Origin of the sequence: Brachybacterium paraconglomeratum, from assembly GCF_003994255.1 — a bacterium.
Taxonomy (GTDB): domain Bacteria; phylum Actinomycetota; class Actinomycetes; order Actinomycetales; family Dermabacteraceae; genus Brachybacterium; species Brachybacterium conglomeratum.
In genome coordinates, this window is record NZ_ML133854.1 from 303879 (window position 1) to 326429 (window position 22551).

Below are 22551 nucleotides of genomic sequence, written 5' to 3' on the forward strand. Positions count from 1 at the left end.
CGCCCGACCGCCGTCGCAGCGCTCGCACCTTGGGGCCTCCGCATGATTGCGGGGGCCTTCGTCGTCTTCCGACTCGAAACAAGGTGAGGAGCCAACATCAGCGAACAGCGCATCAACGGTCAGATCAGGGTCCCCAAGGTCCTCCTGGTCGGTCCCAACGGCGAGCAGGTCGGTGAGGTCCGTGTCGAGGACGCCCTGCGTCTCGCCCAGGAAGCAGACCTCGACCTGGTCGAGGTCGCACCGGGTGCGAACCCGCCCGTCGCGCGGCTCATGGATTATGGCAAGTACAAGTACGAAGCCAACCTGAAGGCCCGCGAGGCTCGGAAGAACCAGGCGAACACGGTCCAGAAGGAAATCCGGATGGGCCTGAAGATCGACACGCACGACTACGAGACCAAGCGTCGCAACGTCGAGAAGTTCCTCGACGGCGGCGACAAGGTGAAGGTCATCATCCGCTTCCGCGGTCGTGAGCAGTCCCGTCCCGAGCGGGGCGTCAAGCTCCTGCAGCGCATGGCGGAGGACGTCTCGGAGTACGGCTTCGTCGAGTCCCACCCGCGGCAGGACGGCCGCAACATGGTGATGGTCTTCGGGCCTCACAAGAAGAAGGCCCAGGCCATGGCCGAGGCCCGCAAGCGCAAGACCGACGCCGAGAAGGCAGCGGCCCGCGGCAAGGACGACGAGTCCGCGCCCGAGGCCGAGGCCGGCGCCGAGTCCTGAGAACGTCACAAGGAGAAACAGGCCAATGCCGAAGAACAAGACCCACTCGGGTACCAAGAAGCGCGTCCGCGTCACCGGCTCGGGCAAGCTCATGCGGGAGAAGGCGAACGCTCGCCACCTCCTGGAGCACAAGTCCTCCACCCGCAAGCGCCGTCTGGGCTCCGACACCGATGTGTCGAAGGCCGATGCCAAGCGCATGAAGAAGCTGCTGGGCCGCTGATCGCCCACGCGGGAGCACGGCTCCCGCGACCCTGAACTTACGATCGAAGGAGTATCACGTGGCACGCGTGAAGCGGGCGGTCAACGCCCAGAAGAAGCGTCGGGAGATCCTCGAGCAGGCCAGCGGCTACCGCGGCCAGCGCTCGCGCCTGTACCGCAAGGCGAAGGAGCAGGTGCTGCACTCGCAGACCTACAACTTCCGCGACCGCAAGAAGCGCAAGGGCGACTTCCGTCAGCTCTGGATCCAGCGCATCAACGCGGCGTCCCGCGCCAACGGCCTGACCTACAACCGCTTCATCCAGGGCCTCGGCCTCGCGGGTGTCGAGGTGGACCGTCGCATGCTCGCCGAACTCGCCGTCAACGACGCGCCGGCTTTCGCCGCCCTGGTCGAGGTCGCCAAGAACGCCCTCCCCAAGGACGTCAACGCCCCCGCGGCCTGACATCGCTGCCCGTCCAGCGATGACCGAGCGCCCGGATCAGTCCCCGATCACCTCCCCCCGCTCCGAGCGGGTGCGGAAGGTGGCGGCGCTGACCGGGCGCTCTGCGCGTCGCAAGCAGGGACGCTTCCGCGTCGAGGGGCCGCAGGCCGTGCGCTCCCTCCTCGCGCACCGTCCCGAGCTCGCCCTCGAGGTGCACCTCACCGAGCGCGCCGCCGACGCGCACCCCGAGCTCGAGCGCCTCGCCCGCGAGGCGGGCGTCCCGGCCCGTCTCGTCGACGAGCAGATCCTGCGCGCCATGGTGCGCGAGAGCGGCCCGGCCGACGCGACCGCCGACGGCGGGTCCGGTCCTGCCGGCTCCGTCGGCACGGGCTCCCCGGGGGCGCTCGTCTCCCCGCAGGGGGTCATCGCCGTCGGCGCCCTGCCCCCCGAGGACCCTGACGCCGCGACCGCCGCGCTGGAGGCGCTGCCCGATGACGGGCCGCTCACCGTGGTCGTGCTCCACGAGGTCCGCGATCCCGGGAACGTCGGCACCCTGATCCGCACCGCGGACGCCGCCGGCGCCGATCTCGTGCTGCTGACCCGCACCAGCGCCGACCCGTACTCGCCGAAGGCCGTGCGGGCGAGCGTCGGCGGTCTCTTCCACCTCCCCGTCCTCACCGGCGCCGAGAGCGGGTCCCTGCTCGAGGCACTCGCCGCCCGTGACATCACCGCCGCCGCGACCAGCGGCTACGCGGACTCCGAGCTGTTCGACGTCGACCTGCCGGACCGGATCGCGTGGATCCTCGGCAACGAGGCGCACGGGCTGGACGAGGAGACCCTCGCCGCCGCTCCGCTGACCGTGCGGATCCCGCTGGCCGGCCACGCGGAGTCGCTGAACGTGCACACCGCCGCGACCGTCTGCCTCTTCGAGACCCTCCGCCGACGGCGGGCCGGGGCATGAGCGCGCCCGTCGCGGAGACCGCCCCCGCGCGCCGCCGCGGCCCCGGCCGCGCCCTCGGCGCCGCCGCGGTCCCCCTCCTGCTCCTGCTGGCCCTGCTCGCCGCGGGGCTCGGCATGCTCGCCACCGGGGCGCTGTCCCCGGCGACCCTCGTGCCCGCCTCGCCGCTGGTGACCTTCGGGCTGCCCGTCGTGCGCGCGCTGCACCACCTCGGCCTCCTCCTCGCCGTCGGCGCGGGCGCGACCGCCGTGCTCCTGCTGCCCGGCCCCTCGCGCCGCGAGGTGACGGTGCTGGACCCGCTGCGCCGCCGCGCCGTGCGCCTCGCCGCCGCCGGAGCGCTGCTGTGGACCCTCGCCGCGCTCGCCCAGATCCCGCTCGGCGGGCTCGAGGCGACCGGTGCCGGCACCGCGCTGAACGTCTGGGACGTCGCGATGGGCGGGGCGCTCGGCCGACTGCAGATGCTCGTCGCCGTGCTCGCCGCCCTCGCGACCCTCGCCTACGCCCTCGCCCGATCCACCGTGCTGGCCTGCTGGGGGCTCGCCTTCGCAGGCCTCGGCACGCTGTCGCTGGGGCTGGTGGGGCATGCCGGGGCGAGCCTGGACCACATCAACGCCGTCAACGCCATGGCGCTGCACCTCGTCGCCGTCACCGTCTGGGCGGGCGGGCTCCTGGCCATCGCGCTGCTCGCCGGGCGGATGGACGACGAGGTGCTCGGCGTCGTGGTCCGCCGCTACTCGCCCTGGGCCCTGGCCGCGGTGGTCTCGCTGGCGCTCAGCGGCCTGATCAGCGCCGGGATCCGTCTGTCGGGCTGGGGGGATCTGGTCACGACCGGTTACGGCCGGGTCGTGCTCGCCAAGGCGCTCGGTCTCGTCGTCCTCGCCGTGCTCGGCGCCCTCCAGCGCGCACGGCTCGGCGAGCGGCTCCGCTTCCGCCACCTCGCCCTCACCGAGGGCGTGCTGATGGCCGCCGTGATCGGGGCGTCGATCGCGCTGGGCCGCTCCGCCCCGCCCGTGCCGCAGTCGGTCCCCGCCAGCGGCGACCTGAAGGTGCTCTCGCTGGCGGGCTTCCTCCCGCCCGAGCAGGAGTTCTCGCCCACGACGATGTTCACCGTCGTCCAGCCGGACTGGATCGCGATCGCCCTCGCCGTGGTGATGGCGGGGCTGTATCTGACCGGGGCGGTGCGCCTGGCACGGCGCGGCGACGACTGGCCGTGGCATCGCACCCTCGCCTTCCTCGCCGGCTGCCTCGCCTTCGCCTGGGTGATCTCCGGCGGCGCGGCGGCCTGGGGGAAGTTCCGCTTCGACGCCCACATGGTCCAGCACATGGCGATGATGATGATCGTGCCGCCGCTGTGGGTGCTCGGCGCGCCGGTGACGATGCTGTCCCGCGCCACTTCGCCCCGCACCGACGGGTCCCGCGGGGTGCGCGAGTGGGTGCTGGCCGCTCTGCACTCGGGCTACTCGCGGCTGATCTCCTCCCCGCCGGTGGCCGGGCTGATCTTCGCCGGCTCGCTGGTGATCTTCTACTTCACCCCGCTGTTCGAGCTGGCGATGTACAACCATCTCGGCCATGTGCTGATGACGGTGCACTTCCTCGCCTCGGGCTATCTCTTCGCCTGGGTGCTGATCGGCATCGACCCCTCCACCAAGCCGATCAATCCGGTGCTGAAGCTGATCACGCTGCTGGTGACCCTCGCGTTCCACGCCTTCTTCGGGATCGCGCTGTACTCGGCGACCTGGCTGGTCGCGGAGGGCTGGTACTCGGAGCTGGGGATGTACGGCCCCGACCGGCTGATGCTGATCCAGGAGCGGGGCGCCTCGATCATGTGGGCGATCTCCGAGGTGCCGACGGTCGGGTACGCGATCATCGTGGCGGTGCTGTGGATGAAGTCCGAGGACCGACGGGCCCGGCAGTACGACCGCAAGGCCGAGCGGGACGGCGGCGCCGAGCTCGCCGCGTACAACGCCTATCTCGAGAGCCTGCGCGGGGGAGGCGGCGCACCCGCGCCCGCCGCAGGTGCGGACAGCCCGGCGGACAGCGCGCCGGACGGCGCCGGTGAGCGCCGGGACGGCTGAATCGCTCGAGCCTACTCGCCGTCCGGGCGGCCGGCTGGTGAGCGGTCTGCTCGTTCGAATGCTGCTGTGACGAGCGCAAAGACAAGACCGAATAGCACCGCGAACGTAATCGCCGGCCCCGTCACCCCGCCGTCCAGCACGGCCCTGAGGGCGAGCGCCAGCACAGCGGTCATGACTCCGCGGATGACGGCTCTCTTCCAGGGTGCAGAAGGCATGGGTGCGCGCATGACGCCATGGTGGCACGATCAACCCGGTGCGTCCTCTAGCGTGGTGGCATCCCCGGGGCGGCGTGAGTGGGGAACTGAGCGACGGGAAGAGTCGACCGATGGCGTGGAGCACACGGGAGCTCGCCGAGCTCGCAGGGACGTCGCTGCGCGCGGTGCGGCACTACCACGACGAGGGCCTGCTGCCCGAGCCGCCCCGCTCGTCGAACGGGTACAAGCACTACGGGGTCCGGCACCTGATCCAGCTGATGCACATCAGGCGGCTGGTCGACCTGGGCGTGCCGCTCGCGGAGATCCCCACCCTGGATCCCTCCACCGACAGCTACCGGGAGGTCCTGGAGGCCCTGGCCTCGGAGACCACCGCGGAGATCGACCGGCTGGTCAAGGTCAGGGGCGAGATCACCCAGCTCCTCGAGGTGCCCGGCGCGTGGGAGATGTCCAGCGGGACGACCGGCAGCACGGACGGAGACTTCCTCACCGTCCTCTCCCGCGTGCTCGACGAGGATTCGCTCCAGGCGTGGCAGCGCGTGGGAGAGTCCATCCCCGACTCCCAGGTCCTGGCCGACTTCGAGAACCTGCCGGAGGAGGCGTCGGCCGAGATGCGCGAGGACGTCGCGGCACGGATGGCGGACGCGGTCCGTGATGGCCTCGCCGCCGCCCCCGAGCTGGACGATCCCGGTTTCGGCGAGGGCACCTCGCGCTCCCTGGGGACGCGGAGCATCGGCGAGGCCCTCGCCGAGCTGTACTCACCCGCCCAGCTGCGAGTGCTGGTCAGGTGCCACGAGCTGCTGTCCGCCGAATGAGGGACGCTCAAGCGTCCTGGGCGGCGGCGGGCACCTTCGCCAGGTGTCGCGCGAAGAACTCGTCCGCCGCGCGGTACAGCGCCAGCACGTTCTCCGGGTTGAGGATGAAGTGCCCCTCGTCGTCGAAGACCAGGTACTCCACCTCGTTCCCCTGCTCCCGCAGCCCGGCGACGATCCGGTCGGAGTTCGCCCGTCTCACCCGCACATCGTTGGCGCCCTGCACCACCATCAGCGGTGAGCGGATGTCCGCGATCCGGGTGATCGGCGAGCGGGCCCTCAGGTCGGCGGCCTGCTCGGGGTCCGACGGGTCGCCTGCGTAGCGGTACCAGTTGTTCACGAGGCCTGCTCGCGCGTACTCGGGCAGGGAGCGCAGGTAGTCGACGAGGTCGGAGACCCCCACGTACTCCACCGCCGCCGCGAACCGCTCCGGGGTGAACGCGAGGCCCACGAGCGCGGCATAGCCGCCGTAGGAGCCGCCGAACACGCCGACCCGCGCAGGGTCCGCGAAGCCCTGGTCGACCGCCCAGTCGACGGCGTTGAGGAGATCCTCGTGCATACGTCCGGCGAACTCGCCCACGCCTGCCTCCATGTGCCTGCGTCCGAAGCCGGCGGAGCCGCGGAACTGGGGCTGCAGCACGGCGTACCCACGATTCGCCCAGAGCTGGACGATGGAGTCGAACCTCCACCAGTCCCGTGCCCAGGGTCCGCCGTGGGGCATCAGGACCAGGGGCAGGTCCTGCGGCTGCACGTGGGCGGGGAGCGTGAGATAGGCGGGCAGTCGCAGACCGTCGCGGGCCGTGATCTCGATGCTCTCGACGGGGGCGAGCTGGTCGACGTCCAGGTGCTCCAGGCTCCGCGCCAGGAGCCGGCTGCGGCCGGTCCGGTGGTCGTAGAGCCAGGTCTGCGGATCGCGGTCGTGCACGAACGACACCACCCACCGCTGTTCGTCGACGTCGCTGGTGATCCCGCCGATGTCTCCGTCGCACAGCGCCGCCACCGCCTCGAGGACCTCCGCGAAGTGCGGGTCGAGGGAGACGGTGTGCATCCGTATCCCGCGATAGCGCAACCCCAGCAGCTCACCGGTGCGCCGGTGGCGGATCAGTGGGGATGGCAGGTTCGGGAAGACCAGGGACCGGGTGTCCAGATCGGCGTGGGGGTGGTGATGGATCATCGTCTCCTCCCCGGTGGCCAGGTCGAGGCGGGCCGGATGCAGGTGGTCGGTGCCCTGATAGGAGCCGAACCAGATGGCCGACTCGTCCGGCGCGGCCTCGAAGGGGTGGACGTCCATCGGGTAGGCGTCTCCGTCGAAGGCGGCGACGAGCGACTCGCCCCGCCAGAGCTCCCAGGTTCCGTCCGCTCGCATGCTCCTGCGCAGGAGCTCGTCGCCGACGAGCATCCAGGTGCTCCCCTCCCCGGGGCTGGGAGCGAGCCGGGTGAGGGCGCCGGTGGCGATCTCGAGGTCGTAGAGATCGAACTCTGTGGGGCTGTCGGCGTTCAGCTGCACGGTGGCGTGGCCGGGGCGCGCCTGTCGGAGCTCGAGGCCCTGGGCCGTGGCACCAGGGTAGGGGGTGAGGTCCACCGCGGGGGCGCCGGGCTGGTCGAGGTCGATGCGGAAGACGTGCCAGTTCTCGTCGCCGTCGCTGTCCTGCTGGTAGAGCAGGCGGCGGGAGTCGTCGGCCCAGAGGTACCGGGTGATGGAGCGGGAGTCGTCGGCGGTGACGCAGTGAGCCGGGGCGTCGGCGTCGATCTCCTCGACCCAGATGTTGAGCCGCTCGTGCCACATGGCCAGGTGGGCGAGCCGGGTCCCGTCCGGGGAGATCGTGATTCCCGAACGCTCCGGCGGCCGCAGGAGGTCTTCGATGGTGAGGGTCGCAGCGGTGGGCATCGAGGTGGTGGGCATCAGAGGTTCCTTCCGTCGATCAGGTCGCCCGTGGCGGTCTCCGCATGACGTGCCTCGGCGGCGCGCATCCGCGTGGTGCTGCGGCGGAACGCCCACACCACGACGAGGGCGAGCGCGATGGTCAGTGGAGCTCCCATGAGGGTGTCCGCGATGCCCAGAGCGGTGATGCTCTCCGCGACGTACAGCCACTGCTGCACGACGAACTTCGCGAGATGGGCGACGGCGATGGCCGAGGTGGCGATGACGTGCGCACGGTAGGTGGGTCGGTCCTCCCGCCAGGCGTGCTCACCGCCGTGCACGGCGTTCCAGATCATGCCGGTCAGGGGGCGCCTCGCCATGACGGAGATCGCGGTGGGGAGGAAGATCGCCAGGGCGGCCCAGATGCCGATGACGAAGAAGTCCCGGACCGAACCGGTCCAGATCACGAGCGCGGCGGCCACGGCCACGCCGAGCAGGCTGCCGATCGCCGAGGGCACCTTCTCGCCGCGGGCCAGGCGGATCACGAACAGCACGGCTCCCGCGCCGAGCGCGACGGCGAGCGTGGGCATCAGCGGGAGGAACAGGTGCGCCACTATCAGGGCGATGACGGGCACGGTCGAGAGGACGAGCCCCGAGGCTCCGCCCATCTGGTCGATGATCTGCTCGGTGGTGGTGCTCTCTGACGCGGTGGAGCTCTCTGCCTTGTCGATATCCATCGTGCGCCTCCGTCGGGGAGTCGAGGACTGCTGTCGACAAGGAGCACACACTGTGCCGGAACGGCACACTCCAGACCTCGGAGCCAGAATGTGATGCACGCCACATGCGCCGGGAGCTGACTCACGGTGAGCCGAATCCCCGCATCGGTCAGTACGGCGGCGGTTCGCCGGGCGGATGCAGGTCCCCGTCGTGCCCGACCCACCAGTCGTCCTCGCCATCCGGCCCGGTGACCAGGTCGCCGGGGGAGAGGCCCTGTTCCCGCACCCATCGTCGGCGCGCGGCCGCCTCGGCCCGCAGGTGTCGGAGGTGCTCGTGCTGCTCCCAGGCGGCGGTCATCTCATCGACGACCTGGGCGGTGGCGAGATCCCGGCCGTCCTCCTGCCGGGCCATCATCAGTCCGGGGCTCTCCCACCAGGTCGTGCCCTCGAGGTCGTCGCGCACCGGGTCCAGCAGGCCCAGCGTCTTCAGCCGGTGGTGCTCGCGGCAGAGCTCGTGCAGGTTCTCCGCGTCGGTCGTGCCGCCGGCGGACGGGTCGCCGTGGTCGTACTCCTCGAGGTGATCCGTCTCGGACAGCATCGAGGAGGGGCGGCCGCAGCCGGGCACCGCGCAGGTGGGATGGCGCAGCAGCAGGTGCGCGCGCATCTCGGCGGTGGGCCGGTAGCGCTGCGCCGGGGCGGGGAGGAAGAGGCCTGACGTCGGATCCGTGAGGACCCGGTACCAGGTGCTCTCGTGCCCGGCGAGCTCGCGGGCCATCCGGGCGGGAAGCGGGATGGTGCCGTCGAGCATGCCGGGAGCGTCCGACTGCCCCAGGAGGGTCATGACCGGAACCGTCACGTTGACGCGGACCTGGGGTGGAGGAGGTGCGGCGTCGCCCGTGGCGAGGGCCGAGCTCATCAGCACGTTGTAGCGGGTGCGGGCGAGGGAGGGGATCAGGCAGCTGGCCTCGATCTCGCCTCCCGGATCGACCGGCAGCGGGGTGCCCTGCTCGAAGGCTCGGCGCTGACCGTCACGGACAGCATGAGCCGCGAGATCCAGGCGTCGAGACAGGTCGAGGATCTCCGGGATCGGACCGATGATGCGCAGGCAGCCGGTGCCGTCGGGCCGGGGCGGGTCCAGGACCACCCGGCGGCGGTTCTCGGGTCGGGCGTGCTCCGGCTCCTCGCTGCGCGCGACCGCGGCGGCGAGGAGATGGCCGAGGATCCGCGAGAAGACCTCGGGGGAGACGGAGAGGTCGGTGCGGGAGAGCTCGACGTCGAGCCGCCGGAGGGCATCGTCCTCGAGGCTCCCCGTGCGTTCCAGCAGCTTCTCGAACCACGGCGCGGGGAGCTCGCCGCGGGAGAGCCGTGCGAAGCACAGGGGGAGCAACGTGGCCACGCGGTGCGCCTCGCGGATGGCCGAGCGCGCCTGCGCGCGGGTGCACCGCAGGGCGAGGGAGAGGTGCAGCTCCTCCATCGCGCGCGCCTCGCGGGGGAGCTCCTCGGGGGAGAGCGGGTCGTGGGTCGCCCCGACGATCGCGCGGAACCTCCGGGCCAGCCGGCGCGAGTCCTCGGCGCCGCCGTCCCACAGCTGCTCGAGCAGCTCGGCCGTCTCCGGCGCTCGATGCTCGCCGATGCGCGAGATGTGCTCGCGGGTCGCACGGCGGCGTCGGCGCCGACGGGCCCGGACACGGGACAGGGCGGAGGCCGCCTCGGGGCTCGGCGGTGCGAGCAGCAGCGGTTCGGCGTCGGCCTCGAACTCGCCCATCCTCACCGCCTCCTCGCGGTCACCTCGGGGGTGCTCCTCACCTCCGGGACATATGACCGATTCTATCGATTCGCCCCGACAGTCGAAAGGTGTGTGGATAACCCTGAAGGGGATCTGACCTGCGGAGACTGCGTGTCGCGAGCGTCGTGTGCAGGGACGCGACAGACACCGGCGGCGGCCCTCCGTGGAGGACCGCCGCCGGTGTCAGCGAGCGATGCGACGCCTCAGGGCACGCGGCGCTCGGGCGTCGTCCGGATCGAGAGCTCGCTCAGAGCCAGTCGCCCTGCGCCGCCTTCTTCTCCGCACCGATCGTGGTGTCCGGGCCATGGCCGGTGTGCACCACGGTGTCGTCCGGGAGCTGGAACAGCCGCTCGCGGATCGACTGCTCGATCGTCTCCCGCGAGGAGAAGGAGCGGCCGGTCGCACCGGGGCCGCCCTGGAACAGGGTGTCCCCGGTGAACACCGCGCCCAGCTCCTCGGAGTAGTAGCAGGTCGAGCCGGGGGAGTGGCCCGGGGTGTGCAGCGCCTCGAGGTTCACGCCCGCGATCGAGAACATGTCCCCTTCGGCGACGTCGTCGTCCCAGGGCAGGTCGCCGTGGGTGAGCTGCCAGACCTCGCGGTCGGCGGGGTTCAGCAGGATCGGGGCCTCGAGCGCCTCGGAGAGCTCCGGGGCGAAGCGCACGTGGTCGTCGTGCGCGTGGGTGAGCAGGATGCCCACGCACTCGCGGTTCCCGACGAGCTCCTCGACCTTCTCGACGTCGTGCGGGGCGTCGAAGACGACGCACTGCTCGTCGTCGCCGAGCACCCACACGTTGTTGACGACCTCGTGGGTCTCGCCGTCCAGGGAGAACGTCCCCGAGGTGACGGCATGGTCCAGCCGCGCGGTCACTTGGCCACCTCCACCACGGTGCGCAGGTTCGCGCCGTCGTGCAGTCCGTCCAGCGCCGCGTCCGTGCCGGCGAGATCGGTGCGGCCGGTGACGAAGCGGTCCAGCGGCAGACGGCCCTGCAGGAACAGGTCGGTGAGATAGGGGAAGTCCCGCTCGGGGAGGCAGTCGCCGTACCAGGAGGACTTCAGCGCACCGCCGCGACCGAACACGTCGAGCATGGGGAGCGTGATCTCGACGCCCGGGCGGGGCACGCCGACGAGCACCACGCGGCCGGCGAGGTCGCGGGCGTAGAACGCGGTCTCGTAGGTCTGCGGGATGCCGACCGCGTCGACGACGACGTCCGCGCCGAAGCCGCCGGTGAGCTCCTGCACCTTCTCCGCGACCTGCTGCGGCGAGAGGTCCTTGGTGCACAGGGTGTGGGTCGCGCCGAGCTCCTCGGCGGCGGCGAGCTTCTTCTCGTCGACGTCGAGGCCGATGATCGTGGTGGCGCCGGCGAGCTTCGCGCCCGCGATCGCGGCGCAGCCCACGCCGCCCAGGCCGATCACGGCGAGCGACTCGCCGCGCTGGACCTGGCCGGTGTTGATCGCCGCGCCGATGCCGGCCATCACGCCGCAGCCCAGCAGACCGGCGACCTCGGCCGGGGCGTCCTCGGAGACCTTCGTGCACTGGCCCTCGTGGACCAGGGTCTTCTCCGAGAAGGAGCCGATGCCGAGGGCGGCGGTGAGCTCGGTGCCGTCGGTCAGCGTCATGGGCTTGGAGGCGTTATGGGTGTCGAAGCAGTACTGCTGCACGCCCTTCTTGCAGGCGCGGCACTCGCCGCACACGGCGCGCCAGTTCAGCACGACGTAGTCGCCGATCTCGACGTGGGTGACGTCCTCGCCGATCGCGGAGACGCGGCCGGCGGACTCATGGCCCAGCAGGAACGGGAACTCGTCGTTGATGCCGCCGTCGCGATAGGCGAGGTCGGTGTGGCACACGCCGGTCGCCTCGATGTCGACGACGACGTCGTTGGGGCCGGGATCGGGGATCACGATGTCCACGAGCTCGGCGGGCTTCTTCTCTGCGAGGGCGACGACGCCCTTCACGGTCCAGGACATGCTGGCCTCCTTCGAGGGAACGGGGTCCTGGCCAGCCTATCCGTGCTCCCGACACTCTGCCTTCAGAAGTCCGTACCTCAGGTGGCTGACGGGGTGGCGTGCCGGCCGCCGGGTGCGCCGGAAGCCGTGGCGCCGCCGCGATCGGCCACGGCCTCGCTGGTCTGCCCGGGCTCGAGGACCTGCCCCGGAGCATCCGGCCTGTACCCCGTGGGTGCCGAAGCCTGCCCCGTCTCGACCAGCATCTCCTGCTCGGCCGTGTCGAGGTGCTTGTAGTCGTAGTACATCCGTTCGGCACCCGACGGGCCGTCCATCGCCCGCGTGGCGAGGTAGTCGAAGGGGTCCTCGCCGACCTCGCTGTACTCCATCATGCTGCGGAGCTCCTGCTCGGTGTAGGCGATGCGGGTGTCGGGAGCGCTGCTGTGGGGATCAGTGTGGAGCGTCTCGGGATACATCTCGTTCAGCGACGGGGCGCTGGTCCCGAGGTCGAGCATGTACGTCGGGGCGCGGCCGGTCTCTCCCTGCTCGACGGCGATGGCGTCGTGCCCCTTGCCCCACGACGCAGCACGTGCCTCCCAGACTTGATGGCCGTCCGGATAGGTGCGCGTGATCTTCTCCCGAGCGGAGAACTCCGTCGACGCCCCACCGGAGGCTCCCGACTCCTCGGAGCCGATGGTCCCAGAAGCGCCGAAGCTGCCGACCACCGTCTCGCGGACGTCCTGGTAGCGCTCGAGGACCGGACCGCCGGTGTCCTCCGGCATGGCACCGCTCAGGAGGGCTTCCTGGGCCGCTTGCATGCCGCTCTCATCGCCGGTGAACCGTGCGTGCTCCACCGTGCTCACCTCGACGTCGGCCCCGATGCCGGCCTTGATCGAGGCCACGTCCTCCACGCCGACGGAGAAGCCCCCGTCGATGCCGTGCGCGGTCCCCGGCCCCTGGTCCACCGAGATGGTGCCGTCTTCGCCCCGCGCGACGGTGGTGACATAGGTCAGCTCCTCGGAGACCGAGACGTCGGCCCCGGCCCGCACCCCGCGGTACGTGACACCGGCAGTGGCCGAGAGCTCGCCGGTGAGCGAGTTCTCCACTGTGGCCGACGATCCCGACGGCAACGTAGACGGGTCGAACGGGTCGATGGCTGCAGCGTCGGCGACGCTGGTGCCCGCGGGGACCGTCACGGAGTAGGAGTGGCTGTTCCCCACCTCGGAGGTGACGGATCCGTCGACGACCTTCCCGTCCGCGCCCACCGTTGACGTGTCGGTGAGCGAGGCCTCGAACACATAGGTGAGGGTGCCGTCGTCGTTGACTATGCGCTCGACCGATTGGCTCCGCGTGATCTTCTTCGAGAGGTCGACCGTCCCCTTGCTCTCCAGATCCACCAGGTCTTCGGACAGCGTGATCTTCTGCGAGTTCTGGGTCGCCTCCCCCTTCACCGCGCCCGCGTGGACCTCGCCCTCGAGCGTGGTGTCGCCCTCGCGCGTCGCTTCCTTGAAGTCCTCGTCCTCGATCGGGGGCCGGTCGGTACCACCTGCACCGCCAGCATCGTGGGTGAGGACGTTGCCCATCCCGATGTTCTCGCCGGGCAGGCCGCCCCATCGGCTCCCGGCCGGGGCGCGAAGTCCCCCCAGCAGCCCCAGCAGGCCGCCGGCCATCCCGCCGAACGGTCCCCCGAGCAGCCCTCCGAACAGAGCGGACAGCCCGCTCCCGTCGCCGTCGGAGGCCGTGTCCTGCTCCTCGGCATGACGGCCGAGCTCGTCCTCGAGCGCGGTCAGGCGCTCGCCGAGCGCCTCCATCTTCCGCACCACCAGGGAGCAGCTCTCGCGGAAGCGCTCTGCGTCCTCCCCGTACCAGGTGACGGAGCGCGCCGAGCGGCTGATGCCCAGCGCGCTCGCGCGCAGCTGCTCCGAGCCCTGCCGCGTGAGGCTCGCCTGAGCCCGCAGCTGCTGCGTGTCCGCCCCCTGGAAGGCCATCGCGTTCCCGTCCCGTCCCCTGCGTCGTCCGTGCGCGGTCAGCGGCTTCGCCTCACCGTGCGGCGGTTCCCAGGCACGGCGGACGCTCCTGGTCCCCTGATCGTGCCGGCCCGTGCTCCGGGCGTGCCACGAGGCTAGCGCGGCGCGGCGGAGAGGGACATGGGGAGCACTCCCCATGCCCGGCGCCCCGGCGGCGCAGCCTCTCCTAGAATGGTCCGCGGTGCCCGCGTCCCGGCGCGCGCATCCTCCGAGCACTCCAGGACGAAAGCGAACCCCGTGTCCGAGACATCCCCCGCGCCCGGCGGGCCCTCGATCGACGAGCAGTCGATCACCGCCGCCGTCGACGCCGCGCTCGCCGCGATCGCCGCGGCCCCCGACACCGCCGCCCTCAAGCAGGTGCGCATCGAGCACGTCGGCGATGCCAGCGTGCTGACCTCCGCGAACCGCGCCATCAAGGACCTGCCCAAGGAACAGAAGGCCGCCGCCGGCAAGCTCGTCGGCCAGGGCAAGGGCCGCGTGCAGAAGGAGCTCGCCGCCCGCCAGGCCGAGCTCGCCGCCGCCGAGGAGGAGGCCGCGCTCGCCGCGGAGACCGTCGACATGACGCTGCCGACGGACCGTCGCCCCCGCGGCGCCGCGCATCCGCTGTGGACCCTCACCGAGCGGATCGAGGACTTCTTCGTCGGGATCGGCTGGGAGATCGCCGAGGGCCCCGAGGCGGAGTCCTCCTGGCTGAACTTCGACGCGCTGAACGCCGATGCGGAGCACCCCTCGCGCTCGCTGCAGGACACGCTCTACCTCGCGCCCGAGAACTCCGGGATGCTGCTGCGCACCCAGACCTCCCCGGTGCAGATCCGCGCGATGCTCGAGCGCGGCGCCCCGCTGTACATCGCGTGCCCCGGCACCGTCTACCGGGCCGACGAGATCGACGCGACCCACTCGCCGATGTTCAACCAGGTCGAGGGTCTCGCGATCGACAAGGGCCTGACGATGGCGAACCTGGTCGGCACCCTCGACGCGCTCGCCGCGCACCTCTTCGGCGGCGCGCCGATCACCCGCCTGCGCCCCAACCACTTCCCCTTCACCGAGCCGAGCGCCGAGATGGACTTCCGCTGCTTCGCCTGCGAGGCGCGGCTCGGCCTCGAGCACGACGCGGACCCGGACTGCCGCGTCTGCGGCGGCACGGGCTGGATCGAGATGGGCGGCTGCGGCATGGTCCACCCGAACGTGCTGCGCGCCGCCGGGGTGGACCCCGAGGAGCACCAGGGCTTCGCCTTCGGCCTCGGGATCGAGCGCATCCTCATGCTGCGCAACGGCGTGGCGGACATGCGGGACATGGTGGAGGGCGACGTCCGCTTCTCCCAGCACTACGGGACGGAGATCTGAGATGCCGCGCATTCCCCTGACCTGGCTCGGCGAGCACGTCGAGCTCCCCGCGACCGCCTCCGCGCTCGAGGTCGCCACCGACCTCTCCCGCGTCGGCCTCGAGGAAGAAGCGCTGTTCGGCGCGCAGGTGACCGGCCCGCTCGTGGTCGGCCGTGTGCTCGAGCTCGTCAAGGAGCCGCAGAAGAACGGCAAGACCATCAACTGGGTCCGCGTGGACGTCGGCCCCGAGCACAACGAGGACGCCGACGACCCGAAGGACCCGCAGCCCGGCGAGGAGCGCCCGAGCCGCGGCATCATCTGCGGCGCGCACAACTTCGTCGAGGGCGATCTGGTGGTCGTCTCCCTCCCCGGTACCGTGCTGCCCGGCGACTTCGCGATCGCCGCGCGGAAGACCTACGGCCACACCTCCGACGGCATGATCTGCTCCGGGGAGGAACTGGGCCTGGGCCCGGACCCCGATGGCGAGGACGGCATCATCGTGCTCGGCCGCGGCCACGCACGCGGCCTCACCGCCGAGCCGGGCGACGACGCGATCGCGCTGCTGGGCCTCGCGGACGAGGTCGTCGAGATCAACGTGACCCCCGACCGCGGCTACTGCTTCTCGATGCGGGGCGTGGCGCGGGAGTACGGCCACGCCACCGGCGCCGCCTTCACCGATCCGGCCGCCGCTGTCGAGATCACCGCGACCGAGGCCGGGGGAGTGCCCGTCCAGCTCCGGGACGAGGCGCCGCTGAACGGCGCCGAGGGCTGCACCCGATTCGTCGCGCTCGAGGTCGAGGGCGTGGACCCCGCCGCGCAGACCCCGCGCTGGATGGCCCGCCGCCTCACCCTCGCCGGCATGCGCCCGATCTCCCTGATCGTCGACGTCACCAACTACGTGATGCTCGACCTGGGCCAGCCGCTGCACGCCTACGACGCCGAGAAGCTCGTCGGCCCCATCACCGTGCGCCGCGCCCGCAAGGGCGAGGAACTCACCACGCTCGACGACGTCGAGCGCACCCTCGACCCCGAGGACCTGCTGATCACCGACGCCGGCGGCCCGGCGGGAGACCGCGTGCTCGGCCTCGCGGGCGTCATGGGCGGCGAGGACACCGAGGTGTCGAGCACGACCACGAGCATCGTGCTCGAGGCCGCGACCTTCGACCCCGTCACCGTGGCCCGCACCGCCCGCCGCCACCGCCTTCCCTCCGAGGCGTCCAAGCGCTTCGAGCGCGGCGTGGACCCGCAGCTCCCGCTGATCGCCGCGCACCGCGCCGCCCAGCTGATCGTCGAGCACGGCGGCGGCACCGTCCCCGCCCGCGTGACCGATGAAGGCTCGGTCCCCGCACCCACCCCGATCAGCGCGGACCTGCACGACGCCGAGCGCGTCGTCGGCATCGCCTACACCGACGAGCAGGTGACCTCCTCCCTCGAGGCGATCGGCTGCACCGTCGCGCGCGAGGGCGAGGACGGCCTGCTGGTCACCCCGCCGTCGTGGCGCCCCGACCTCACGATCCGCGAGGACCTCGTCGAGGAGATCGCGCGCCTGGTCGGCTACTCCCAGATCCCCTCGGTGCTGCCGACGGCGCCGGGCGGGCGCGGCCTGACGGTCGCCCAGCGCGGCCGACGCGCCGCCCGCCGCGCGCTCGCCGAGGCGGGCCTGGTCGAGGTGAACTCCGCCCCGTTCGTCGCCGGCTCCGTGCACGACCGGCTCCGCTACGGGACGGACGACGCGCGCCGCGAGGCCGTGCGGATCCTCAACCCGCTCTCCGAGGACGAGCCGCTGCTGCGCACCGAGCTGCTGCAGAGCCTCCTGCCCACCGCGCGCCGCAACCTCGGCCGCGGCGAGGAGTCGGTCGCGATCTTCCAGCGCGGCTCCGTGTTCCGCGCCCGCGGGGGACAGGGCGCCGCCCCGGTGCCCGCCGCCGCGCAGCGTCCCAGCGAGCAGGAGCTCGAGGCGATCCTCGCCGCGCTGCCCGCGCAGACCGGGGCGCTCGCCGCGGTCGTCGGCGGCGCCTCCGGCCCCGACTCCTGGCAGGGCGAGCCCGCGCCATGGGGCTGGACCGATGCGCTCGACCTCGCCCGCCGCGCGGCCGCCGCCGTCGGCGCCGAGCTCGAGGTGCGCCAGACCGAGCATGCGCCCTTCCACCCGGGCCGCGCCGCCGAGCTGCGCGTCCACACGGCCGACGGGGACAGCCGCGTCGTCGGCGCCGCCGGCGAGCTGCACCCCGCCGTGCTGAAGGAGTTCGACCTGCCGGCCCGCTCGGCCGCCTTCGAGCTCGACCTCGAGGCAGTGATCGCCGCCGCCCCCGCCGTGGTGCGCGCCGTGCCGGTGCCCACCTACCCGCCGGCGAAGGAGGACTTCGCCTTCGTGGTGGAGGAGTCCGTGCCCGCGAGCGCCGTCGAGGCCGCGATCGTGGTGGGCGCCGGCGACCTCGCCGAGCGCGTCCACCTGTTCGACGTGTTCACCGGCGAGCAGATCGGGAAGGGGAAGAAGTCCCTCGCCTTCGCGATCCGGCTCCGCTCCGGCGAGGCCACGCTGACCGCCGAGCAGATCGGCGAGACCCGCCAGCGGATCATCGCCGCGGTCCAGTCCGCCGTCGGCGGCGTGCTGCGGGCCTGAGAGGCCGCCGCAACGGCGGGGCGCGCAGCAGCCACCGCACAGGGGAGGGGCCCCGCTCGATCGAGCGGGGCCCTCCTGTGTCCGGGACGCTCCTCAGGCGCACGGCGCTCGTCGTCGGCCTCGGGAGGCGTCGCCACGGCGACCTCGCCGCCGAGAATGGCGTGCGCGCCGCGAACTCCGCCGTCCACCACGTGAACACCGCGCACCCCCGCTGGCTGTTCATGCAGTTGGCTGTATATACTTCCGGCATGATGTCCGAGAGCAGCGCCACCGCCCCGGCGACCGAGCAGGCCGCGCGACGCCCGCGCGTCGCCGTCGTCGGCGCCTCCGGCTACGCCGGCGGAGAGACCCTGCGCCTGCTCGCCGGCCACCCCGGCGTCGAGGTCGCGACCGTGACCGCGCACTCCAGCGCCGGCAAGAGGCTCTCCGAGGTGGCCCCGCACATCGACCTCGGCCACGACCCCGTGCTGCAGGAGACGGGCGTGGAGACCCTGCGCGGCCATGACGTCGTGGTCCTCGCCCTCCCGCACGGCCAGTCGGGGCAGATCGCCGCAGCCCTGCGCGCCGAGGACCCGGACGTGCTCGTGCTCGACCTCGGCGCCGACCACCGGCTCGAGAGCGCCGAGGAGTGGGAGGCCTACTACCGCAGCGAGCACTCCGGCACCTGGACCTACGGCATGCCCGAGCTGCCGCTGGCCGACGGCACCCGCCAGCGCGAGCAGCTGCGCACCGCCCGCGAGATCGCCGTGCCCGGCTGCAACGCGACCGCCGTGACCCTCGCCCTGGCCCCGCTGCTGCGCGCCGAGCTGCTGGACGCCGGCGCGCTCAGCGCGGTCCTGCCCGTCGGCTACTCCGGCGCCGGCCGCGCCGCCAAGCAGCACCTGCTGTTCTCCGAGGCCTCCGGCACCGCCGCGCCCTACGCCGTCGGCGGCACCCACCGCCACATCCCCGAGGTGCTGCAGAACCTCCGCCGCGCCACCGGCCGCGAGGACGCCCGCCTCGGCTTCACCCCGGTGCTCGTCCCGATGAGCCGCGGGATCCTCGCCGTGTGCACCGCCCCGGTTGCCGAGGGCACCACCACCGCCGACCTCCTCGCCGCCCTCGAGCACGACTACGCCGGCGAGCACTTCGTGACCGTCCTGCCCGAGGGCAGCGCCCCCGCGACCGGGCAGGTCGCCGGCGCGAACACGATCCGCCTCGGCGCCGCCGTCGACGCCCGCAGCGGCCAGGCCACCGTCATCTCCGCGATCGACAACCTCGTCAAGGGCACGGCCGGCGCCGCGCTCCAGTCGATGAACCTCGCCCTCGGCCTGCCCGAGGCGACCGGGCTCAGCCGCACCGCGCTCGCCCCCTGACCCTCGCCCGCCGGGCCCCGCCGGCCCGTCGGCTCCCGTCGGCCGGCCGGAGCGCCCGTCCGAGCCCCACCCACCGCGCCCCTCGCCCCACGCTCCCAGGAGACCCCGTGTCGATCACCCGCCCCCGCGGCTTCCGCGCCGTCGGCCTCGCCGCCGGCATCAAGGCCGCCCCCAAGAAGGACCTCGCCCTCGTCCTCAACGACGGCCCGCGCGACGTCGCCGCCGCCGTGTTCACCGCCAACCGCGTCCAGGCCGCTCCCGTGCAGTGGTCTCGTCGGGCCGTCGCCGACGGCCGCGCCCGCGCCGTGGTCCTGAACTCCGGCGGCGCCAACGCCTGCACCGGCCCCGAGGGTTTCCAGGACACCCACCGCACCGCCGAGCACCTCGCCGACCTCCTCGACATCGCGGCCCAGGACGTGCTCGTGTGCTCCACCGGCCTGATCGGGGAGCGGCTGCCGATGGAGCCGCTGCTGGCCGGCGTCACCTCGGCGGTCGACGGGCTCGACGCCGGGGAGGAGGCCGACGCCTCCGCCTCCCGCGCCATCATGACCACCGACTCCGTCCCCAAGACGGCCGAGGTCACGCTCCCCTCCGGCGTCGTCGTGGGCGGGATCGCGAAGGGCGCCGGCATGCTCGCCCCGCAGCTCGCGACCATGCTCGTCGTCCTCACCACCGACGCCGACGTCGACGCCGCCACCGCCGAGGAGGCGCTGCGCGGCGCGACGCGCACCACCTTCGACCGCGTCGACTCCGACGCCTGCATGTCCACCAACGACACCGTCATCCTGCTGGCCTCCGGCGCGAGCGGCGTGACCCTGGGCGTCCAGGAGCTCACCGAGGCGGTGCGCACGGTCAGCGCGGACCTCGCCCGCCAGCTCGTCGCCGACGCCGAGGGCGCCAGCCACGACGTGCACGTCGTGGTCCGCTCCGCCACCGCCGAGGACGCCGCCGAGGCCGTGGCCCGCGAGATCGCCCGCTCCAACCTGGTCAAGGCCGCGATCTTCGGCAACGACCCCAACTGGGGCCGGATCGTCGCGGCGGCCGGCTGCGTGCCCGAGGCCGTCGCCCCCTTCGCCGTCGAGGACCTCTCCGTCACCGTCAACGGCGTGGAGGTGTGCCGCGGCGGCGGCGCCCACCGCGACCGCTCCGAGGTCGACATGACCCCGCGCGAGACCCTCATCGAGGTGGACCTCGGCGCGGGCTCCGCGAGCGCGGACATCTGGACGAACGACCTCACCCACGACTACGTCGAAGAGAACAGCGCCTACTCCTCATGACCTCATCGAAAGCCTCCGCCGCGCCCTCCAAGAACCCGCTGGCCGACCTCACCCCGGCCCAGGCCGCGGCGCATGCGAAGTCCGAGATCCTCATCGAGGCGCTGCCCTGGATGCAGCGCTTCCGCGGCAAGATCGTCGTGGTCAAGTACGGCGGCAACGCCATGATCGACGACGACCTGCGCCGCGCCTTCGCCGCCGACATGGTGTTCATGCGCCACGCCGGCATCCACGTCGTCGTCGTCCACGGCGGCGGCCCCCAGATCAACGCGATGCTGGGCCGCGTCGGCATCGAGTCCGAGTTCCGCGGCGGGCTGCGCGTGACCGACGAGGACACCATGGACGTGGTGCGGATGGTGCTGGTGGGCCAGGTGGGCCGCGAGCTCGTCGGCCTGATCAACAGCCACGGCCCGTACGCGATCGGCATGTCCGGCGAGGACGCGCGGCTGTTCGCCGCACGCCGCCGCGGCACCGTCGTGGACGGCCAGGAGGTCGACCTCGGCAACGTCGGCGAGGTCACCGAGGTGCGGCCCGAGTCGATCCAGGACCTCCTGGACGCCGGCCGGATCCCGGTGGTCTCCTCGATCGCGCCCGAGATCGACGAGGGCGGCCGCCCCACCGGCGCGGTCCTGAACATCAACGCCGATCTCGCCGCCGCCGCGCTCGCCGCGGGCCTGGACGCCGAGAAGCTCGTGGTGCTCACCGACGTCGAGGGCCTCTACCGCGACTGGCCGGACCGCGACTCGCTGATCCCCGAGATCGCCGCGAGCGAGCTGCGGGAGATGCTGCCCGGCCTCACCGCCGGGATGATCCCCAAGGCCGAGTCGCTGCTGGACGCGGTGGACTCCGGGGTGCGCACCGCCGCGATGACCGACGGCAGGATCGAGCACGCCGTGCTGCTGGAGGTCTTCACCGACAAGGGCGTGGGAACGATGGTCAGGAGGGACGACTATGTCTGAGACGCAGACGCAGGGCACGACGACGCAGGGCCGGGCGGGGACGCCCGACGCCCAGGATCTCGCCGGCCGCTACTCCCACTCCATGATCGGCGTGTTCGGCACCCCGCAGCGCGTGCTCGTGCGCGGAGAGGGCACGCACGTATGGGACGCCGACGGCAAGGAGTACCTCGACCTCCTCGGCGGGATCGCCGTCAACGCCCTCGGCCACGCCCACCCCGACGTGGTCGCCGCGATGACGAAGCAGGCCGGCACCCTCGTGCACGTCTCGAACTTCTTCGCCACCCCCACCCAGATCGAGCTCGCCGAGCGCCTGCTGGAGCTGGCGAAGGCCCCCGAGGGCTCGGGCGTGTTCTTCACGAACTCCGGCACCGAGTCCAACGAGGCGGCCTTCAAGATCGCCCGCCGCACCGGGCGGCCCCGGATCCTCGCGCTCGAGAAGAGCTTCCACGGCCGCACCATGGGCGCGCTCGCCCTCACCCACAAGGAGGCCTACCGCGCCCCCTTCGAGCCGCTGCCCGGCGGGGTCGAGTTCCTGCCCGCCGGCGACACGGCCGCGCTCGAGGCGGCCCTCGCCCCGGGTGACGTCGCCGCGCTCGTGCTCGAGCCGATCCAGGGCGAGGCCGGAGTGCTGCCGCTGACGGAGGAGTACCTCCGCGCGGCCCGCGAGCTCACCGCCCGCCACGGCGCCCTGCTGATCCTCGACGAGGTCCAGACCGGCGTCGGACGGACGGGGGAGTGGTTCGCCCACCAGGCGATCGGGGGGCTGCAGCCCGACGTGATGACGCTGGCCAAGGGTCTCGGCGGCGGCTTCCCGATCGGTGCCGTGCTCACCTTCGGCGAGCACGCCACCGGCCTGCTGAGCCCCGGCCAGCACGGCACCACCTTCGGCGGCAACCCCCTGGGCGCGGCCGTGTCCCTCGCCGTGCTCGGCACCCTCGCCGAGGACGGCCTGCTCGAGAAGGCCCGCACCCTCGGCACGCAGCTGCAGGCCCGGATCCTCGAGCTCGCCGGGCGCGATCCGCGGATCACCGGCGTGCGCGGCGCGGGACTGCTGCAGGGGATCACCCTCGCCGCCCCGATCGCGCCGCAGGTCGTCGTCGCCGCCCTCGAGCACGGCTTCATCCTCAACGCCGCGAACCCCAGCACTCTGCGGCTCGCCCCGCCGCTGATCATCACCGACGAGGAGCTCGGCTCCTTCGTCGAGGCGCTGCCCGCCCTGCTCGACGCCGCCGAGCGGGCCGCCGCCTCCACCACCGACGAGAAGAGGTCCTGAC

Annotated in this window: 19 protein-coding genes; 12 read left to right on the forward strand and 7 right to left on the reverse strand. The window is 72.5% G+C overall.

Features of this window, described 5'->3' with window-relative positions:
- Positions 1-144: 144 nt before the first annotated feature.
- The 5 genes from infC to DS079_RS08925 are packed head-to-tail and all read left to right on the forward strand — an operon-like array spanning position 145 to position 4388.
- A complete protein-coding gene (infC, locus tag DS079_RS08905; protein WP_062947826.1) occupies positions 145-717 on the forward strand; it encodes a translation initiation factor IF-3 in 573 nt (190 codons plus the stop codon).
- A gap of 25 nt (positions 718-742) precedes the next feature.
- Positions 743-937 carry a 50S ribosomal protein L35 gene (gene rpmI / locus DS079_RS08910; RefSeq protein WP_010550143.1) on the forward strand — a complete coding sequence of 65 codons (195 nt, stop codon included), beginning with the start codon at positions 743-745 and terminating at the stop codon, positions 935-937.
- A 58-nt stretch (positions 938-995) separates the two neighbouring features.
- Positions 996-1376, forward strand: a complete 381-nt coding sequence (gene rplT / locus DS079_RS08915; protein ID WP_115413366.1) for a 50S ribosomal protein L20 — start codon at positions 996-998, stop codon at positions 1374-1376.
- Positions 1377-1395: 19 nt separating this feature from the next.
- Positions 1396-2316, forward strand: coding sequence for a TrmH family RNA methyltransferase (locus tag DS079_RS08920; protein ID WP_126986660.1), 921 nt, complete (start codon positions 1396-1398; stop codon positions 2314-2316).
- On the forward strand, positions 2313-4388 hold the full coding sequence (locus tag DS079_RS08925) for a bifunctional copper resistance protein CopD/cytochrome c oxidase assembly protein (protein ID WP_126986662.1): 2076 nt from the start codon (positions 2313-2315) through the stop codon (positions 4386-4388). Before DS079_RS08920 ends, DS079_RS08925 begins: the two co-directional genes overlap by 4 nt.
- An 11-nt stretch (positions 4389-4399) precedes the next feature.
- Here the strand turns inward: DS079_RS08925 and DS079_RS17075 are convergent, their stop codons facing one another.
- On the reverse strand, positions 4400-4561 hold the full coding sequence (locus DS079_RS17075; protein ID WP_164736168.1) for a hypothetical protein: 162 nt from the start codon (positions 4559-4561) through the stop codon (positions 4400-4402).
- A 152-nt stretch (positions 4562-4713) separates the two neighbouring features.
- Between DS079_RS17075 and DS079_RS08930 the strand changes: the two genes are divergently transcribed.
- Positions 4714-5415 (forward strand): MerR family transcriptional regulator, encoded by a 702-nt coding sequence (locus tag DS079_RS08930; protein WP_126986664.1) that lies wholly within the window; start codon positions 4714-4716, stop codon positions 5413-5415.
- A 7-nt stretch (positions 5416-5422) separates the two neighbouring features.
- On the opposite strand, the gene DS079_RS08935 is transcribed toward DS079_RS08930, so the two are convergent.
- From DS079_RS08935 to DS079_RS08960, 6 genes are all read right to left on the reverse strand, one after another.
- On the reverse strand, positions 5423-7315 hold the full coding sequence (locus DS079_RS08935; RefSeq protein WP_241237601.1) for a S9 family peptidase: 1893 nt from the start codon (positions 7313-7315) through the stop codon (positions 5423-5425).
- Positions 7315-8010 (reverse strand): DUF3159 domain-containing protein, encoded by a 696-nt coding sequence (locus DS079_RS08940; RefSeq protein WP_126986666.1) that lies wholly within the window; start codon positions 8008-8010, stop codon positions 7315-7317. The genes DS079_RS08935 and DS079_RS08940 overlap by 1 nt, the downstream gene beginning before the upstream one ends.
- Before the next feature lie 148 nt (positions 8011-8158).
- The gene (locus DS079_RS08945) at positions 8159-9754 is read right to left on the reverse strand and encodes an HNH endonuclease signature motif containing protein (protein WP_126986668.1); all 1596 of its coding nucleotides are present in this window, start codon (positions 9752-9754) and stop codon (positions 8159-8161) included.
- A 268-nt stretch (positions 9755-10022) separates the two neighbouring features.
- On the reverse strand, positions 10023-10643 hold the full coding sequence (locus DS079_RS08950; protein WP_126986670.1) for an MBL fold metallo-hydrolase: 621 nt from the start codon (positions 10641-10643) through the stop codon (positions 10023-10025).
- Positions 10640-11740 (reverse strand): S-(hydroxymethyl)mycothiol dehydrogenase, encoded by a 1101-nt coding sequence (locus tag DS079_RS08955; protein ID WP_126986672.1) that lies wholly within the window; start codon positions 11738-11740, stop codon positions 10640-10642. The genes DS079_RS08950 and DS079_RS08955 overlap by 4 nt, the downstream gene beginning before the upstream one ends.
- Before the next feature lie 77 nt (positions 11741-11817).
- The gene (locus DS079_RS08960; RefSeq protein ID WP_126986674.1) at positions 11818-13704 is read right to left on the reverse strand and encodes a hypothetical protein; all 1887 of its coding nucleotides are present in this window, start codon (positions 13702-13704) and stop codon (positions 11818-11820) included.
- 276 nt (positions 13705-13980) lie between these two features.
- On the opposite strand from DS079_RS08960, the gene pheS reads away from it, so the two are divergent.
- The 6 genes from pheS to DS079_RS08990 all read left to right on the forward strand — a co-directional run bounded on the left by pheS (position 13981) and on the right by DS079_RS08990 (position 22550).
- The gene (gene pheS, locus DS079_RS08965) at positions 13981-15087 is read left to right on the forward strand and encodes a phenylalanine--tRNA ligase subunit alpha (RefSeq protein WP_126986676.1); all 1107 of its coding nucleotides are present in this window, start codon (positions 13981-13983) and stop codon (positions 15085-15087) included.
- Between the two features lies 1 nt (position 15088).
- Positions 15089-17689: a phenylalanine--tRNA ligase subunit beta gene (gene pheT, locus DS079_RS08970; protein ID WP_126986678.1), complete on the forward strand. Its 2601-nt coding sequence runs from the start codon at positions 15089-15091 to the stop codon at positions 17687-17689.
- Between the two features lie 77 nt (positions 17690-17766).
- Positions 17767-19044, forward strand: coding sequence for an N-acetyl-gamma-glutamyl-phosphate reductase (gene argC / locus DS079_RS08975; protein WP_126986680.1), 1278 nt, complete (start codon positions 17767-17769; stop codon positions 19042-19044).
- Between the two features lie 107 nt (positions 19045-19151).
- Positions 19152-20321 carry a bifunctional glutamate N-acetyltransferase/amino-acid acetyltransferase ArgJ gene (argJ, locus tag DS079_RS08980; RefSeq protein ID WP_126986682.1) on the forward strand — a complete coding sequence of 390 codons (1170 nt, stop codon included), beginning with the start codon at positions 19152-19154 and terminating at the stop codon, positions 20319-20321.
- Entirely contained in the window at positions 20318-21277 is a 960-nt protein-coding gene (gene argB / locus DS079_RS08985; protein ID WP_126986684.1) for an acetylglutamate kinase, read from the forward strand. The genes argJ and argB overlap by 4 nt, the downstream gene beginning before the upstream one ends.
- Positions 21270-22550, forward strand: coding sequence for an acetylornithine transaminase (locus DS079_RS08990; protein WP_126986686.1), 1281 nt, complete (start codon positions 21270-21272; stop codon positions 22548-22550). Before argB ends, DS079_RS08990 begins: the two co-directional genes overlap by 8 nt.
- The last annotated feature ends 1 nt before the right edge of the window (position 22551 follow it).